The organism is Streptomyces sp. NPDC107559 (genome assembly GCF_055657365.1).
On the sequence record NZ_JBVKBD010000001.1, the window covers coordinates 1,109,287 to 1,124,123 of the forward strand.

At 70.5% G+C, this 14,837-nt stretch carries 14 protein-coding genes and 1 riboswitch; of the genes, 11 read left to right on the forward strand and 3 right to left on the reverse strand.

Going from position 1 to position 14,837, the window contains the following annotated elements; translation table 11 throughout:
- The first annotated feature begins 82 nt into the window (after nt 1-82).
- On the forward strand, nt 83-1,351 hold the full coding sequence (locus ACZ7OY_RS04725) for a L,D-transpeptidase (RefSeq protein ID WP_471910019.1): 1,269 nt from the start codon (nt 83-85) through the stop codon (nt 1,349-1,351).
- 122 nt (nt 1,352-1,473) lie between these two features.
- Here the strand turns inward: ACZ7OY_RS04725 and ACZ7OY_RS04730 are convergent, their stop codons facing one another.
- On the reverse strand, nt 1,474-1,875 hold the full coding sequence (locus ACZ7OY_RS04730; RefSeq protein WP_471910020.1) for a response regulator: 402 nt from the start codon (nt 1,873-1,875) through the stop codon (nt 1,474-1,476).
- 178 nt (nt 1,876-2,053) lie between these two features.
- Here ACZ7OY_RS04730 and ctaE point away from each other — a divergent pair, with 178 nt between their 5' ends.
- The 6 genes from ctaE (at nt 2,054) to ACZ7OY_RS04760 (ending at nt 9,283) form a co-directional block, all read left to right on the forward strand.
- Nucleotides 2,054-2,674, forward strand: a complete 621-nt coding sequence (ctaE, locus tag ACZ7OY_RS04735) for an aa3-type cytochrome oxidase subunit III (protein WP_351600001.1) — start codon at nt 2,054-2,056, stop codon at nt 2,672-2,674.
- Nucleotides 2,675-2,739: 65 nt separating this feature from the next.
- The gene (qcrC, locus tag ACZ7OY_RS04740; protein ID WP_471910021.1) at nt 2,740-3,552 is read left to right on the forward strand and encodes a cytochrome bc1 complex diheme cytochrome c subunit; all 813 of its coding nucleotides are present in this window, start codon (nt 2,740-2,742) and stop codon (nt 3,550-3,552) included.
- Complete coding sequence (gene qcrA, locus ACZ7OY_RS04745) at nt 3,549-4,607, forward strand: cytochrome bc1 complex Rieske iron-sulfur subunit (protein ID WP_471910022.1); 1,059 nt, start codon at nt 3,549-3,551, stop codon at nt 4,605-4,607. Before qcrC ends, qcrA begins: the two co-directional genes overlap by 4 nt.
- Nucleotides 4,604-6,241: a cytochrome bc1 complex cytochrome b subunit gene (gene qcrB, locus ACZ7OY_RS04750; RefSeq protein ID WP_471910023.1), complete on the forward strand. Its 1,638-nt coding sequence runs from the start codon at nt 4,604-4,606 to the stop codon at nt 6,239-6,241. The genes qcrA and qcrB overlap by 4 nt, the downstream gene beginning before the upstream one ends.
- A gap of 122 nt (nt 6,242-6,363) precedes the next feature.
- Nucleotides 6,364-7,428, forward strand: a complete 1,065-nt coding sequence (trpD, locus tag ACZ7OY_RS04755; protein WP_471910024.1) for an anthranilate phosphoribosyltransferase — start codon at nt 6,364-6,366, stop codon at nt 7,426-7,428.
- A 157-nt stretch (nt 7,429-7,585) separates the two neighbouring features.
- Nucleotides 7,586-7,702, forward strand: a riboswitch (SAM riboswitch).
- A gap of 180 nt (nt 7,703-7,882) precedes the next feature.
- Nucleotides 7,883-9,283: an aminotransferase class V-fold PLP-dependent enzyme gene (locus ACZ7OY_RS04760; protein ID WP_471910025.1), complete on the forward strand. Its 1,401-nt coding sequence runs from the start codon at nt 7,883-7,885 to the stop codon at nt 9,281-9,283.
- Nucleotides 9,284-9,413: 130 nt separating this feature from the next.
- On the opposite strand, the gene ACZ7OY_RS04765 is transcribed toward ACZ7OY_RS04760, so the two are convergent.
- Together ACZ7OY_RS04765 and ACZ7OY_RS04770 are read right to left on the reverse strand one after the other, a co-directional pair.
- Nucleotides 9,414-9,695: an Lrp/AsnC family transcriptional regulator gene (locus ACZ7OY_RS04765; RefSeq protein ID WP_471910026.1), complete on the reverse strand. Its 282-nt coding sequence runs from the start codon at nt 9,693-9,695 to the stop codon at nt 9,414-9,416.
- Nucleotides 9,696-9,778: 83 nt separating this feature from the next.
- Nucleotides 9,779-10,507, reverse strand: a complete 729-nt coding sequence (locus ACZ7OY_RS04770) for a rhomboid family intramembrane serine protease (RefSeq protein ID WP_471910027.1) — start codon at nt 10,505-10,507, stop codon at nt 9,779-9,781.
- Nucleotides 10,508-10,670: 163 nt separating this feature from the next.
- Between ACZ7OY_RS04770 and ACZ7OY_RS04775 the strand changes: the two genes are divergently transcribed.
- The 4 genes from ACZ7OY_RS04775 (at nt 10,671) to ACZ7OY_RS04790 (ending at nt 14,825) form a co-directional block, all read left to right on the forward strand.
- Nucleotides 10,671-10,910: a hypothetical protein gene (locus tag ACZ7OY_RS04775; RefSeq protein ID WP_351600017.1), complete on the forward strand. Its 240-nt coding sequence runs from the start codon at nt 10,671-10,673 to the stop codon at nt 10,908-10,910.
- 35 nt (nt 10,911-10,945) lie between these two features.
- Nucleotides 10,946-12,289 carry an NYN domain-containing protein gene (locus ACZ7OY_RS04780; protein WP_471910028.1) on the forward strand — a complete coding sequence of 448 codons (1,344 nt, stop codon included), beginning with the start codon at nt 10,946-10,948 and terminating at the stop codon, nt 12,287-12,289.
- A gap of 210 nt (nt 12,290-12,499) precedes the next feature.
- Nucleotides 12,500-13,534 carry a C40 family peptidase gene (locus ACZ7OY_RS04785; protein ID WP_471910029.1) on the forward strand — a complete coding sequence of 345 codons (1,035 nt, stop codon included), beginning with the start codon at nt 12,500-12,502 and terminating at the stop codon, nt 13,532-13,534.
- Nucleotides 13,535-13,802: 268 nt separating this feature from the next.
- Entirely contained in the window at nt 13,803-14,825 is a 1,023-nt protein-coding gene (locus ACZ7OY_RS04790) for a C40 family peptidase (protein ID WP_471910030.1), read from the forward strand.
- Nucleotides 14,826-14,837: the final 12 nt, after the last annotated feature.

Here is a 14,837-nt window from a genome sequence, read left to right on the forward strand (position 1 = left end):
GCTCCTGTGTTTGCCGGAAGCCGGGTCCCTCTTAAGGGTTACTCAGCGCGCCGGTGCCGACGAAGCTTCCTAGCGTGATGCCATGACCCTTTCAGCCCGCCCTCGCACCACCGTCGGCTGCGCGCTGCTGGTGATCGCCCTCTGCGCGGGCGTCACCGCCTGCGGCGCGGACGGAGACCCGCTCTCCGCCCGGCCCTACGACGCGGACCCGGAGGTCGCCTTCAACGCCCCGACGGAGACCGGGGAGAAGGCCGACCCGGACAAACCCCTCGAGGTCACCGCCGAGGACTCCGACGGGCGCCTGACGGACGTCACGGCCGTCGACACGTCGGGCCGCTACGTGGCGGGCGAACTGTCCGCGGACGGCAGCCGCTGGCACAGCACCGCGCCGCTCGCCGCCGACACCCGCTACACGGTGCGGGTGAGCACCGAGGACGACGACGGGGCGCCCGGCCGCAAGGTCCTCACCTTCCACACCGGCCGGCCCGCGGGGAAGGCCCGGCAGAACGTGGACGTCCTCTTCACCCCCAAGTCGGGCCTGTACGGCGTCGGCCAGCCGGTCGTCGCGCAGCTCAGCGTGCCCGTCAAGGACAAGGGTCAACGGGCCGTCGTCGAGCGGGCCCTGAAGGTGGATTCCACGCCCCAAGTGGACGGTTCCTGGTTCTGGGTGAACGACAAGGAACTGCACTACCGGCCCAAGGACTACTGGCCCGCCCACGCCACCGTCCAGGTGCACAGCAACCTGGCGGGGATGCGGATCAGCGACCGGCTGTGGGGCGGCAGGGCGGCACCCCTGAAACTCACCACGGGCGACCGCATCGTCGCCGTCACGGACGCGGCGGCGCACTCGCTGACGGTCTACAAGAACGACCGGCCGATCAACCAGATCCCCATCACCACCGGCAGGCCCGGCTTCGAGACCCGCAACGGCATCAAGGTCATCCTGGAGAAGCAGCGCCAAGTCCGCATGCGCGGCACCACGATCGGCATCGAGGAGGGCACCTCGGACTCCTACGACCTGCCCGTCTACTACGCCTCGCGGATCACCTGGAGCGGCGAGTACGTGCACGCCGCCCCCTGGTCGGTGGGCTCCCAGGGCTCCGAGAACGTCAGCCACGGCTGCGTCGGGATGAGCACCGCCAACGCGGAGTGGTTCTTCAACACCGTCCACGAGGGTGACGTCGTCCAGGTCGTCAACTCCAACGGCCACCAGATGGAGCCGTTCGGCAACGGCTTCGGCGACTGGAACGTCACCTGGGACAAGTGGCGCAGCGGCAGCGCGGTGCAGGACGGCGCCCCGGAGGGCCCCCGGCCCGAGGACACGGCAAGGCTGCGCCCGACGCCGGTGTGACCCCGCCGGGGGCACCGGGACCGGCACCATCACCCGGCCGAGGGGGCGTGAGGGGCCGTCAGGGACCGGCCGTCACCGGCCGACCGGATCTCGCCCCGTGGGGAACCCCGCGCCCCGTCCGGCTACGCGCTCAGCAGCCTCTTGCGGCGCAGCAGAGCGGCCAGCGACCCCGCGAACTCCACCGGATCCACCGGGAGCGTCACAGCGGCGTCGGCGCGGCTCCAGGTGGCCAGCCAGGCGTCCTGCGGCCGCCCGATGAGCAGCAGCACCGGCGGGCACTCGAACACCTCGTCCTTGATCTGCCGGCACAGGCCCATGCCGCCCATCGGCACGGCCTCACCGTCGAACACGCAGACGTCGATGCCGCCCCGGTCCATCTCGGTCAGCACCGCGGCCGGGGTGGCGCACTCCACGAACTCGACCAGGGGCACGTCCGGAGCGGGCCGGCGTCCGGCCGCGAGCCGCACCTGTTCGCGGGTGTTGGAATCGTCGCTGTAGACCAGCACCGTGGCGGTCGGCTGCATGTTTCCTCCGAGACGTCAGCGTCGTACGGACAGAACCGGTGCGGCGGATGCTACTCCCTTGAACAGGCTGTCAACACCTGTTGGAACACCGCTTCGATGGGCCATACGGGCACTACACACGCTGGGAACACTCCGAACGGCACCCCCCGGAGTGAGGGCGGGATAAGGGACCGACATAATGTCGGTCGTGGCGACAGCAACGACAGTAGAAACCGGGCACGCGCACCCGTCGGTCAACCGGCCGAACCTCGTCAGCGTAGGAACCATCATCTGGTTGAGTTCCGAGCTGATGTTCTTCGCGGCCCTCTTCGCGATGTACTTCACCCTGCGATCGGTGACGGGTCCCGACCACTGGAAGGAAATGGCGTCCGCCCTGAACTTCCCGTTCTCGGCGACGAACACCACGATCCTGGTGCTCTCCTCCCTCACCTGCCAGCTCGGCGTCTTCGCCGCCGAGCGTGGTGACGTGAAGAAGCTCCGGGGCTGGTTCATCGTCACCTTCATCATGGGTGCGATCTTCATCGGCGGTCAGATCTACGAGTACACCGAGCTGGTGAAGAAGGACGGGCTCTCGCTCTCCTCCGACCCGTACGGCTCGGTGTTCTACCTGACCACCGGCTTCCACGGCATGCACGTGACGGGCGGCCTGATCGCTTTCCTGTTCGTCCTCGGCAGGACGTACGCGGCCAAGAGGTTCACTCATGAGCAGGCGACCGCGGCCATCGTCGTGTCCTACTACTGGCACTTCGTCGATGTCGTCTGGATCGGCCTCTTCGCCACGATCTACATGATCAAGTAGCCGGGCCCGATCCCGCGCACCTTCCAGAAGCATCGACGCAGAAGATCCTGACACCGGGGTAATCCGTGAAAAAGCTCTCCGCACGACGACGCCATCCGCTGGCGGCGGTCGTCGTCCTACTCCTCGCGCTGGCGGCCACTGGGGGGCTGTACGCCGCGTTCGCGCCCGCGAGCAAGGCGCAGGCCGATGACACCTCCCAGTCCCTCGCCATCGACGAGGGCAAGAAGCTCTACGCCGTAGGCTGCGCTAGCTGCCACGGCACCGGCGGTCAGGGCACCTCCGACGGTCCGAGCCTGGTCGGCGTCGGCGCCGCGGCCGTCGACTTCCAGGTCGGCACCGGCCGTATGCCTGCGGCGACCTCCCAGGGTCCGCAGGTGGTGAAGAAGAAGAACATCTACAGCCAGGCCCAGATCGACCAGCTCGCGACCTACATCGCGTCGCTGGGCGCCGGCCCGAACGTCCCCACCTCGGCCCAGTACGGCCCCGAGGGCGCGGACATCGCCAAGGGCGGCGAGCTCTTCCGCACCAACTGCGCGCAGTGCCACAACTTCACCGGCAAGGGCGGTGCCCTCACGGAGGGCAAGTTCGCGCCGGACCTGGAGGGTGTGGACCCGAGGCACATCTACGAGGCCATGCAGACCGGCCCGCAGAACATGCCTTCGTTCCCCGACACGACCCTGTCGGAGCAGAACAAGAAGGACATCATCGCGTACCTGAACGCGGTCAACAGCGATGAGACGGTGAACCCCGGCGGTCTCGAACTGGGCGGCCTCGGGCCGGTCAGCGAGGGTCTGTTCGCGTGGATCTTCGGTCTCGGCGCCCTGGTCGCGGTCGCCGTCTGGGTCGCCGCTCGGACCGCAAAGGCCAAGAAGTCATGAGTAGCCAAGACATTCCAGAAGAGAACCTGCCCGCTGAGCAGGCCCACGCGCACGGCGCCGTGGACGTCGCGGACGAGCAGAACCCGTTCGCCGACCCGGGGCTGCCGCCCCACGAGCACCGGATCCAGGACATCGACGAGCGGGCCGCCAAGCGGTCCGAGCGTACGGTCGCCTTCCTGTTCACGCTGTCGATGCTGGCCACCGTCGGCTTCATCGCGTCGTACGTGACGATCCCGCAGGACAAGTCGATCTTCGTGTTCCCGATCGGTCACATCAGCGCGATGAACTTCGCGCTGGGCCTGACCCTCGGCACGGCGCTGTTCTGCATCGGCGCGGGCGCGGTCCACTGGGCCCGCACCCTGATGTCCGACGTGGAGGTCGCCGACGAGCGCCACGCGATCCAGGCGTCCCCCGATGTCCGCGCGAAGGTCTTCGCGGACTTCAAGGAAGGCGCCACGGAGTCCGCGCTCGGCCGCCGCAAGCTGATCCGCAACACGATGTTCGGTGCGCTGGCGCTGTTCCCGCTCTCCGGTGTGGTGCTCCTGCGCGACCTCGGTCCGCTGCCCGAGGACAAGATGCGCCACACGGCGTGGTCCAAGGGCAAGCTCCTCGTCAACATGAACACGAACCAGCCGCTGCGCGCTTCGGACGTGGCCGTCGGTTCGCTCACCTTCGTCAAGCCCGAGGGCCTGGAGGAGACGGACGAGGAGTTCCAGAACGAGATCGCCAAGGCGGCCGTGATGATCGTCCGGCTCCAGCCCGACGACATCAAGGACAAGCAAGAGCTCGAGTGGTCGCACGACGGCATCGTCGCGTACTCGAAGATCTGCACCCACGTCGGTTGCCCGATCTCCCTGTACGAGCAGCAGACGCACCACGTGCTCTGCCCCTGCCACCAGTCCACCTTCGACCTGTCCGACGGCGCCCGGGTGATCTTCGGTCCCGCCGGTCACGCCCTGCCGCAGCTGCGCATCGGCGTGAACCCCGAGGGCTACCTCGAGGCGCTCGGCGACTTCGCAGAGCCCGTCGGCCCTGCCTTCTGGGAGCGCGGATGAGCACTACGACCACCACCGAGTCCCGCTCCCGCGGGAAGGCGCCGGCCGGCGAGCGGATCGCCGACTGGGCCGACGGCCGGCTGGGGATCTACTCCCTGGCCAAGGCCAACATGCGCAAGATCTTCCCCGACCACTGGTCGTTCATGCTGGGTGAGGTCTGCCTCTACAGCTTCCTGATCATCATCCTCACGGGTGTGTATCTGACGCTGTTCTTCCACCCCTCGATGAACGAGGTGGTGTACCACGGCAGCTACGTCCCGCTCCAGGGACAGCTGATGTCCGAGGCGTTCAACTCGACCCTGCACATCTCCTTCGAGGTGCGCGGTGGTCTGCTCATCCGGCAGATCCACCACTGGGCGGCGCTGATCTTCCTCGCCGGCATGTTCGTGCACATGATGCGCGTGTTCTTCACCGGCGCGTTCCGCAAGCCGCGTGAGATCAACTGGCTGTTCGGCTTCCTGCTGTTCGTCCTGGGCATGTTCACCGGCTTCACCGGTTACTCGCTCCCGGACGACCTGCTCTCCGGCACCGGTGTCCGCTTCACCGAGGGCGCGATCCTGTCCATGCCGATCGTCGGCACGTACATCTCGTTCTTCCTCTTCGGCGGGGAGTTCCCGGGCCACGACTTCGTGGCGCGGTTCTACTCGATCCACATCCTGCTGCTGCCGGGCATCATGCTCGGCCTGGTCGTGGGCCACCTGATCCTGGTCTTCTACCACAAGCACACGCAGTTCGCGGGCCCCGGCAAGAGCAACAAGAACGTCGTCGGCATGCCGCTGCTGCCGGTCTACATGGCCAAGGCCGGAGGCTTCTTCTTCCTGGTCTTCGGTGTCATCGCGGCCATCGCGGCGATCGCACAGATCAACCCGATCTGGGCCATCGGCCCCTACCGTCCGGACCAGGTGTCGACCGGCGCCCAGCCCGACTGGTACATGGGCTTCGCCGAGGGTCTGATCCGCTACATGCCGGGCTGGGAGATCAACATCTGGGGCCACACGCTGGTCCTGGGCGTGTTCATCCCGCTGGTCCTGTTCGGTGTCGTGCTCGCCGCGCTGGCGCTCTACCCCTTCATCGAGGCGTGGATCACCGGCGACAAGCGCGAGCACCACATCCTGGACCGCCCGCGCAACGCCCCGACCCGTACGGCCCTGGGCAGCGCCTGGGTCACGATGTACATGATCACGCTGGTCGGCGGTGGCAACGACCTGTGGGCCACCCACTTCCACCTGTCGATCAACTCGATCACCTGGTTCGTCCGGATCTTCTTCTTCGTCGGACCGGTCATCGCGTACATCGTCACCAAGCGGATCTGCCTCGGCCTGCAGCGCCGGGACCGGGACAAGGTGCTGCACGGTCGCGAGACCGGCACCATCAAGCGCCTGCCGCACGGTGAGTTCGTCGAGATCCACGAGCCGCTCAGCCAGGAGCAGCTGCACACCCTCACCGCGCACGAGCAGTACCAGCCGCTCGACCTCGGCCCGACGGTCGACGAGAACGGCGTCGAGCGCAAGCTGAAGGGCTCGCAGAAGCTGCGCGCCAAGATCAGCAAGGCCTACTTCGACGAGGACGGCCAGATCGAGAAGCCGACTGCCGACGAGTACAAGGAGATCACGAGCGGCCACGGCCACCACTGATCGCTGCGCTCGCCACGCGCACACAAGGACCCCGTCCGGTCTTCGGACGGGGTCCTTCGCCGTGTCCGGCGCTGGATAGGCTGTAGTGGAGTCTGTACGTGTCTACGAACCAGGAGCGGCTGATGAGCGCTGTGACCCCCGCTGGAGGCGACACCGCGGCGGGCCGTTCCTGGCCCGCGGTACTGAACGGTCTGCTGGAGGGCCGCGACCAGAGCGCCGAGAGCACCGCCTGGGCGATGGACCGGATCATGCGCGGCGAGGCCACCGACGCGCAGATCGCCGGGTTCGCGGTGGCACTGCGGGCCAAGGGCGAGACCGTCCAGGAGATCACGGGTCTGGTCGAGGCGATGTACGCGCACGCCAACGTGATCCAGGTGCCGGGCGACACCGTCGACATCGTGGGCACCGGCGGCGACGGCGCGAAGACGGTGAACATCTCCACGATGTCCTCGATCGTCATCGCGGGCACCGGTGCCAAGGTCGTCAAGCACGGCAACCGCGCCGCCTCGTCGGCGTCGGGCGCCTCGGACGTCCTGGAGAAGCTCGGGGTCAACCTCGCACTGACCCCGCAGCGGGTGGCGGAGGTCGCCGAGGAGGCCGGGATCACCTTCTGCTTCGCGGTGAAGTTCCACCCGGCACTGCGCCATGTGGCGGCCGCCCGTGGCCAGTTGGGCATCCGGACGGTGTTCAACTTCCTGGGTCCGCTGACCAACCCGGCGAAGGTGCGCGCCCAGGCGGTCGGCGTCGCCGATCCCCGGGTGGCACCGATCATCGCGGGTGTCTTCGCCGAGCGCGGCAACTCCTCGCTGGTGTTCCGCGGCGACGACGGCCTGGACGAGCTGACCACGACCGCCACCTCCCGGGTGTGGGTCGTGCGCGACGGCAGGGTGACCGAGGAGGCCTTCGACCCGCGGGACGTCGGCATCGAACCGGTGCCGGTGGAGGCGCTGCGCGGCGCCGACGCCTCGTACAACGCCGATGTGGCCCGACGGCTGCTGAACGGCGAGAGCGGCCCGGTGCGGGACGCCGTGCTGCTGAACTCCGCGGCGGCGCTGGTGGCGCTGCGGCCCGGCTCCGGGAGCCTGGCCGAGCAGCTGCGGGCCGGCATGGACCGGGCGGCGGAGTCGATCGACTCCGGCGCGGCCCGGCGGACGCTGGAGCGCTGGGTGGCCGTCAGCAACGCCTGATCCGCCCTCCCCGGCCGCGTGCGGCGCGGCCGGGCGAGGCGACGCGGCCCCGGCCGGCGAGGCAGGGCGGGGCGGGGTCGGCGAGGCAGGGTGGGGCGCGGTCCAGGATGCGGACCGCGCCTTGCGCTTCGCGGACCGTGTGGCAGGATGACGAACAGGTCATGAGTGACAGTCATGAGGCCCCGGCCGACTGTCCGGCAACCCTCCGTCCGTGGCGGGGTGCCCCGGGTGAGGACCAGGTCGTAGGCAGCGAGGTCTACGGCAAGCGCGGACCCCTCGACGGCTCGTGAACGAGCCCAGCACCAGGGGTCCTGGTCATCGAGGGAGCCTCCCGTGAGCAAGCGAATGCGCTAGGGCGCCGAGCCCCGCCTCCGCACACCCCTTTTTCCTCTCTCCGCGCTCGAGCCCGTGTGCTCGCGTGGTGATTCCGCCTTGCCGCTCACGGGAGTTCCCCATGTCCGTCTCCACCGCTGCCTCCGCCCAGACCATTTGTGCCCCGCTGGCCGTTCTGGGGCGTGATGTCACCGTTCCGCTCGTCACGGGCGGCGAAGTCACCTATGCCGCGCTCGACTACGCGGCCAGCGCCCCCGCCCTCCAGCGCGTCTGGGACGACGTGGCGGCGTACGCCCCGTACTACGGCAGCGTCCACCGCGGCGCGGGCTACCTCTCGCAGCTGTCCACGGACCTCTTCGAGAACGCCCGCCGCACGGTCGCGGAGTTCCTCGACTGCCGCGCCGGCGACCAGGTGGTCTTCACCCGGTCCACCACCGACTCCCTCAACCTGCTGGCGGCCGCGCTCCCGGCCGGCTGCGAGGTCTTCGTGTTCGAGACCGAGCACCATGCCTCGCTGCTGCCCTGGAAGGACGCCCGGGTCACCTACCTCGACGCCCCGCGCACCCCGCACCAGGCCGTGCAGAGCCTGGAGCGCGCCCTGGCCGACCGCGACCCTTCCCCAAGCTCTCGGCTGCGCTCGAGCAGGGGAGGCCCCTATGGCCCGGCGCTGGTCTGCGTCACCGGCGCCTCGAACGTCACGGGCGAGCTGTGGCCGGTGCGCGAGCTGGCGGCGGTGGCCCACGCGCACGGCGCCCGGATCGTCCTGGACGCCGCCCAGCTGGCCCCGCACCACCCGGTGTCGGTCCGCGACCTGGACGTCGACTGGGTCGCCCTCTCCGGCCACAAGCTGTACGCACCGTTCGGCTCCGGCGTCCTGGCCGGCCGCGCGGACTGGCTGCGTGAGGCCGATCCGTACCTCGCCGGCGGCGGCGCGAGCCGACGGGTGACCCGGCGTGCGGACGGGGGAGTGGACGTGGAGTGGCACGACAGCGCCGCCCGCCACGAGGCCGGCTCGCCGAACGTGATCGGCGCCTACTCCATCGCCTCCGCGTGCAGGGCCCTCACCGAGGCGGGCTTCGACGCGCTCGTCGCCCGCGAGCGGCACCTGATCGACACCGTCCGGGCGGGCCTCGCCGAGGTGCCCGAGGTGCGGGTCCTGTCCCTCTTCGGCGACGACGCCCCGCGGGTCGGGGTGATCTCCTTCGTGGTGGAGGGCTGGAACAGCTCCCACTTCGCGGCCGCCCTCTCCGCCGAGTACGGCATCGGCGTGCGCGACGGCCTCTTCTGCGCCCACCCGCTGGTGCGCACCCTGCTCGGCAGCGACCCGGGCAGCCAGGGCGAGTGCGGCGCGCCCGAGGCCGCGCCGGGCGAGAAGTCCCTCAACGCCATCCGGGTGAGCTTCGGCGCGGGAACGCCGGACGAGCATGTGGAGCGCTTCGTGACCGCGGTGCGGGAACTGGTCAGGGACGGCGCGAAGTGGCGCTACCGGACCGAGGACGGCCGCTGCGTGCCCGCGGTCTGACCGGGTCCGTGCGCGGCACCGTCCTGGCCGGTCGCTCGGTTCCCCGCGCCATCGAGGCCGCCTGCCCGCAGGCGCGCTCGAGGGCGCGCGGAACCGAGCGCTCAGCCGCCGCCGGTCCGCGGGGAGGGAGTCAGTTGTCGAGGCCGATCGCGAACGCCGCCTCCAGGTCGTGCTGGGAGTAGGTGCGGAACGCGACGTGCGTGTCCGTGCCCTCGACGCCGGGGATCTTGCTGATCCGGCCCGGGATGACCTCCGCCAGGTCCTCGTGCCGGGCCACCCGCACCATCGCGATCAGGTCGTAGGTGCCGGTGACGGAGAAGACCTCGCTGACGGAGTCCAGCGCGGCGATCGATTCCGCGATCTCGGGGATCCGGTCCACGCTGGTCTTGATAAGGACGATCGCGGTGATCACGGTTGGTTCTCTCTCTCGGCCGGGGCCCTCACTCTATGACGTGATCCCGAACCCACCAAGGCCGTGACGGCCCGCCGTGCCGGTCAGCCGCCGTCGCCCGTGGCGGGCCTGATCCGCCGGGCCGGGCCGCGGCTGCGGCCGAACCGCAGCCACGCGTACCCGAAGCCCGCGCCGAAGCCCAGCAGGTGGGCCAGATAGGCCACGCCCGGGCCCTGGGTGGCGCGGCCCGCCGCCACCCACTGCACGGCCGCCCAGAAGGGCAGCACGACCCATGCCGGGAAGCGCAGCGGCAGGAAGAACAGGAACGGCAGGAGGCTGGTCACCCGGGCCCTGGGGAACAGGTACAGGAACGCGCCGAGGACCGCGGAGATAGCCCCGGAGGCTCCGACCAGGGACTGCTCGGAGCCTGCGTTGGCGGCCGCGTAGCCGAGCAGTGCCAGGTAGCCGCAGCCGACGTAGAAGAGGGTGAACTCCACGCGGCCCATCCGTTCCTCGGTCATCGCCCCGAAGACGTGGAGGAAGAGCATGTTGCCGAGGAGGTGGACCCAGCTGCCGTGGACGAACAGGGCGCTGGCGGGTGTCAGGGCCTGCCCGGCGGCGTCCCGGAACAACTCGGCCGGGACCACTCCCCAGTGGCGGAAGTAGGCCCGCTGGGCGGCCGACAGCGCGGCGCCGGTGCCGTACCCGGGATTGAAGCCGGAGGCCGGCCCGATCAGGAAGACGAGACAGCACAGGGCGATCAGCCCGTACGTCACGGGCGCCGACGGCCTCCGGATCGCGCTGCCCGTGGTTGCGTTCCAGTCGCTGATCATGAACACAGAGCATGACGTACGGGGACGCATCGGCACAGACCGCCTCGCCGCCGTGGATGGGTGGGCGGCGAGTACCCGCCAGGCCGTAGGGTTACGAGCCACATGTTCCGGGGAGAGCCCGGTGCATCACGGACAATGGACAGAAGGAAGGCGAGCAGCCCTGATGACGGTTCCCCTGCCGACCGCCTCGACACGGTGGCGCTGCACCCTCTGCGGCAACCTGACGCGTTTCGACGTGACCCGCTCGTCGAAGGTGGTGGAGTACGTCCACCTCGACCTCGCGGGACAGCCGAGCGTGGAGGAGCGCGAGGTGGTCAGTGAGACCATCGAGTCGGTGCGCTGCCGCTGGTGCAACGCCGTCGACCAGGTGGAACTCGTGGACAGGCCGGGCGCCGGCTCCTGACGGAGCGGCCCCGCACGGATATTGGGGTGTGACGGATGGTGGAGACCGCAGGCGGGGGGCCGGGCGACGGCGCCGCCGAGGTGCTCGACCGTCCGCTGCCCGACGGGGTGCGGCGCCGGGTCGTGCAGATCGTCTCGGACGGCTTCGGCGGGCTGGTGCTGACCGAACTGCCCGCCCAGTTGCGGCAGTACGCCCGATTCGCCCCGAATCGCCGGGCCAAGTTCGCCGGTAACGCCATGGCGGCGGCACTGGAGTCGGACTCGCTCTTCCGTCAGCGCATCGCCGAGAAGTTCAGAGAGGCGCAGCCCGAACTCTCCGGCGCCCTCGACTCCGGTTCGCCGCCCCCGGCCGCGGACCCCCTGGACGTGGCGGCCGCGGCCTATGTGCTGCGGCCGGCGGGCTGGGTGAAGCTGGTGGCCGCGGCCGGCGAGGAGGCGCTGCGCGCGGACGCCGAGCGGGCCGACGAGGAGAGCCGGGCCGAGCTGGAACGGCTGCGCGAGGAGCTCGACCGGGCCCGTGAGCACGGCCGGACCGAGACCGAGCGGCTGCGGGCCGAGCTGGACGCCTCGAGGCGGGAGGCCGAGTCGCTGCACCGCAAGCTGCGTTCGGCCCTCAGTGACGTCAAGCGCGGCGAGGCGGCGCTGCGCAAGGTGCACGGCGAGACCGAGGCCGCGCGGGCCGAGGCGCAGGCGCAGGTGTCGGCCGCCGAGAGCGAGTCCCGGCGGCTGAAGGCGCGCCTCGGCGAGGCGGAGGCGGCGCTGGAGGCCACCCGCAAGGCGGCCCGCGAGGGGCGCAGCGTCGAGGACATGCGGGTGCGGCTGCTGCTGGACACCGTGCTCGACGCGGCCCAGGGGCTGCGCCGGGAGCTGGCGCTGCCGCCGGTGTCGGTGCGGCCCGCGGAGACCGTGGACGCGGTCGAGCCCGGCCGGATGACCCCGAAGGACATCGCCAACCGGGCGCTGTCCGAGCACGATCCGGCGATCCTCGACCAGCTGCTCGCGCTGCCCCAGGCGCATCTGGTCGTCGACGGCTACAACGTCACCAAGACCGGCTATCCCCAGATGCCGCTGGAGAAGCAGCGGCTGCGGCTGCTCGGGCAGCTCTCGCAGCTCGCCGCGCAGACCGGCGCCGAGGTCACCTGTGTCTTCGACGGCGCCGAGCTGGTCGCGCCGGTGCTGCTGGCGCCGCCGCGCGGGGTGCGGGTGCTGTTCTCCAAGCCCGGTGTCACCGCCGACGAGCTGATCCGTCAGCTGGTGCGGGCCGAGCCCCCGGGCCGGCCGGTCATCGTCGCCTCGACCGACCGTGAGGTGGCCGACGGGGTGGCCCGGGCGGGCGCGCGGCCGGTGGCTTCGGCGGTCCTCCTCAAGCGGCTGTCCTGAACGTCAAGTTCCGGAACCAATGCCCGAATTGACGGAGTCGTCACGCAACGTAGCGTCAATCGAGCATCACTGCACGTGAGTTGCGGGCAAAGAATGCGGTGCGTAACCGGGATTTTTCGCCGGAGGATTTGAACTGATCACAGGAACATCACTAAGGTCAGGTTTCGAATCTCCGTACGTCTTCTCACCCGGAAGAAGGAGCTCGTCTCCGTGGCGTCCCACCGTCGACCGAAGCAGCCGAGTCGTGCACGCGTGACCGTGCTGACCACCGCAGCCGCCGCCGCCGTGGTGCTGAGCGCCCAGGGCGCCAACGCCGCGCCGAGCGAGAAGCCCACCAAGGACGAGGTCAAGTCCAAGGTCGACAAGCTCTACGACGAGGCGGAGCAGGCCACCGAGAAGTACAACGGGGCCAAGGAGAAGCAGGAGAAGCTCCAGAAGGAGATCTCCACCATCCAGGACAACGTCGCGCGCGGTCAGGCCGACCTGAACGAGCTGCGCGACAGCATGGGCCTGGCGGCCGCGGCCCAGTACCGCACCGGGTCCATAGACTCCTCCCTCCAGCTCTTCCTGTCGGCCGACCCGGACGACTACCTCGACAAGGCCTCCACGCTCGACCAGTTGAGCGGCCAGCAGGTCGAGGCGCTGAAGAAGATCCAGGAGAAGCAGCGCGAGCTCGCCCAGGAGCGCGCCGAGGCCTCCGACAAGCTCAAGGACCTGGCCTCCACCCGTACGGAGCTGGGCAAGAAGAAGAAGGAAGTCCAGGCCAAGCTGGCCGAGGCGCAGAAGCTCCTCAACACGCTGACGGCCAAGGAGAAGGCCGCCCTCGCCGAGGCCGACGCGCGCGCCAGCCGCTCCGCCAGCAGCCGGGTGGACCTGGGCAACGAGACCAGCGCCTCCGGCCGGGCCGCCGCCGCGTTCTCCGCCGCGCAGAGCAGGATCGGCTCGCCCTACGTCTACGGTGCCACCGGCCCGTCCTCCTTCGACTGCTCGGGCCTGACCTCCTGGGCCTACGCCCAGGCCGGCGTCTCCATCCCGCGCACCTCGCAGGCCCAGGCCAACGCCGGTACGCGCATCTACTCGCAGAGCGCCCTCCAGGTCGGCGACCTCGTCATCTTCTACGGCGACCAGCACCACGTCGGCCTGTACGCGGGCAACGGCCAGGTGCTGCACGCCCCCCGCACCGGCACGGTCGTGCGCTACGAGTCGATCGGCAACATGCCGTTCCAGTTCGGCGTCCGTATCTGACCCGGAGCCCCGAGCCCCTTCGGGAGCGGTCGGCGCAGCACTGATCGGGACCGCCCGATCGGGCGAATTGCGACACCGCCAAGTGAACCCACGCCCCGCCGGTGACCTGCGTCAGCGGCGGGGCGTCGCTTTGTGTGCCCGCCGACGGCTTTGGCCGCCGCCCCGCGACGGGGCTACTGTCTGGCGCGTTTCCCCACACCGCCGTGGCACGTCCGCCCCCGGGTCGGGGAGCGGTCCTCGTCCGCCAGCGGAAGGAGTGCGGTTTCCCGTGGGGTCCCATCGCCGCCTTGCACCGTCCGGGTTCGACCGGGGTGCCTGCGCAGCCCTCAGTGTCCTGTCGGCCGCCACGGCCGCCACGGCGGCCATCGGCGCCGTACCGGCGACGGCCGCACCGCGCGACGGCACCCGGGCCGAGGTGGACCGCCTCTACGAGGAGGCCGAGCGGGCCACCGAGGCCTTCGACCGGGCCGACGAGCGCGCCGACCTCCTGCGCACCCAGGTGGGGCACGCCCAGGACCGGATCGCCCGGCAGCAGGACCGGGTCAACTCCCTGCGCCGCACGATCGGTTCGCTGGCCGGGGCGCAGTACCGTTCCGGCGGTCTCGATCCGTCCCTGGCCCTGCTGCTCTCCGACGACCCCGACGACTACCTCGACCGGGCCTCCGCCCTGGACCGCATCACCACCCGTCAGGCCGGCGAGCTGACCGAACTGCGTTCGGCCCTGCGCGAGCTCTCCCAGGAGCGCGCGGACGCGACCGCGAAGCTGGGTGAGCTGGAGCGGAGCCGCCGGGCGGTGGCGACGCACAAGCGGACCGTCGAGAGGAAGCTCGCGCAGGCGCGGCGGCTGCTCAACTCCCTGCCCCTCGAGGAGCGTCTGGCCTTCGGCCGGGCCTCCCGCTCCGACCGGGCGGACCTGGCCGGGTTCGGCCCGGCCGAGGCGGCCACCGGCCGCGCGGCGTTCGCCGTCGCCGCCGCCCGCTCGGCGCTGGGCCGCCCCTATGTCTGGGGCGCCAACGGCCCCGGCGGCTTCGACTGCTCGGGCCTGATGCAGTGGGCGTACGCGCGGGCGGGGGTGCAGCTGCCGCGCACCTCGCAGGCCCAGCGGTTCGCCGGGCAGCGGATCCCGCTCTCCCAGGCCCGGCCCGGGGACCTGGTCGTCTACCGGTCCGACGCCAGCCACGTCGGGATGTACGTGGGCAACGGCCAGGTGATCCACGCCCCCTACCCGGGGGCCCCGGTGCGCTACGACCCCGTGGGCATGATGCCGATCTCGTCGGTCACCCGGGTCTGACGCCTCCGCGGC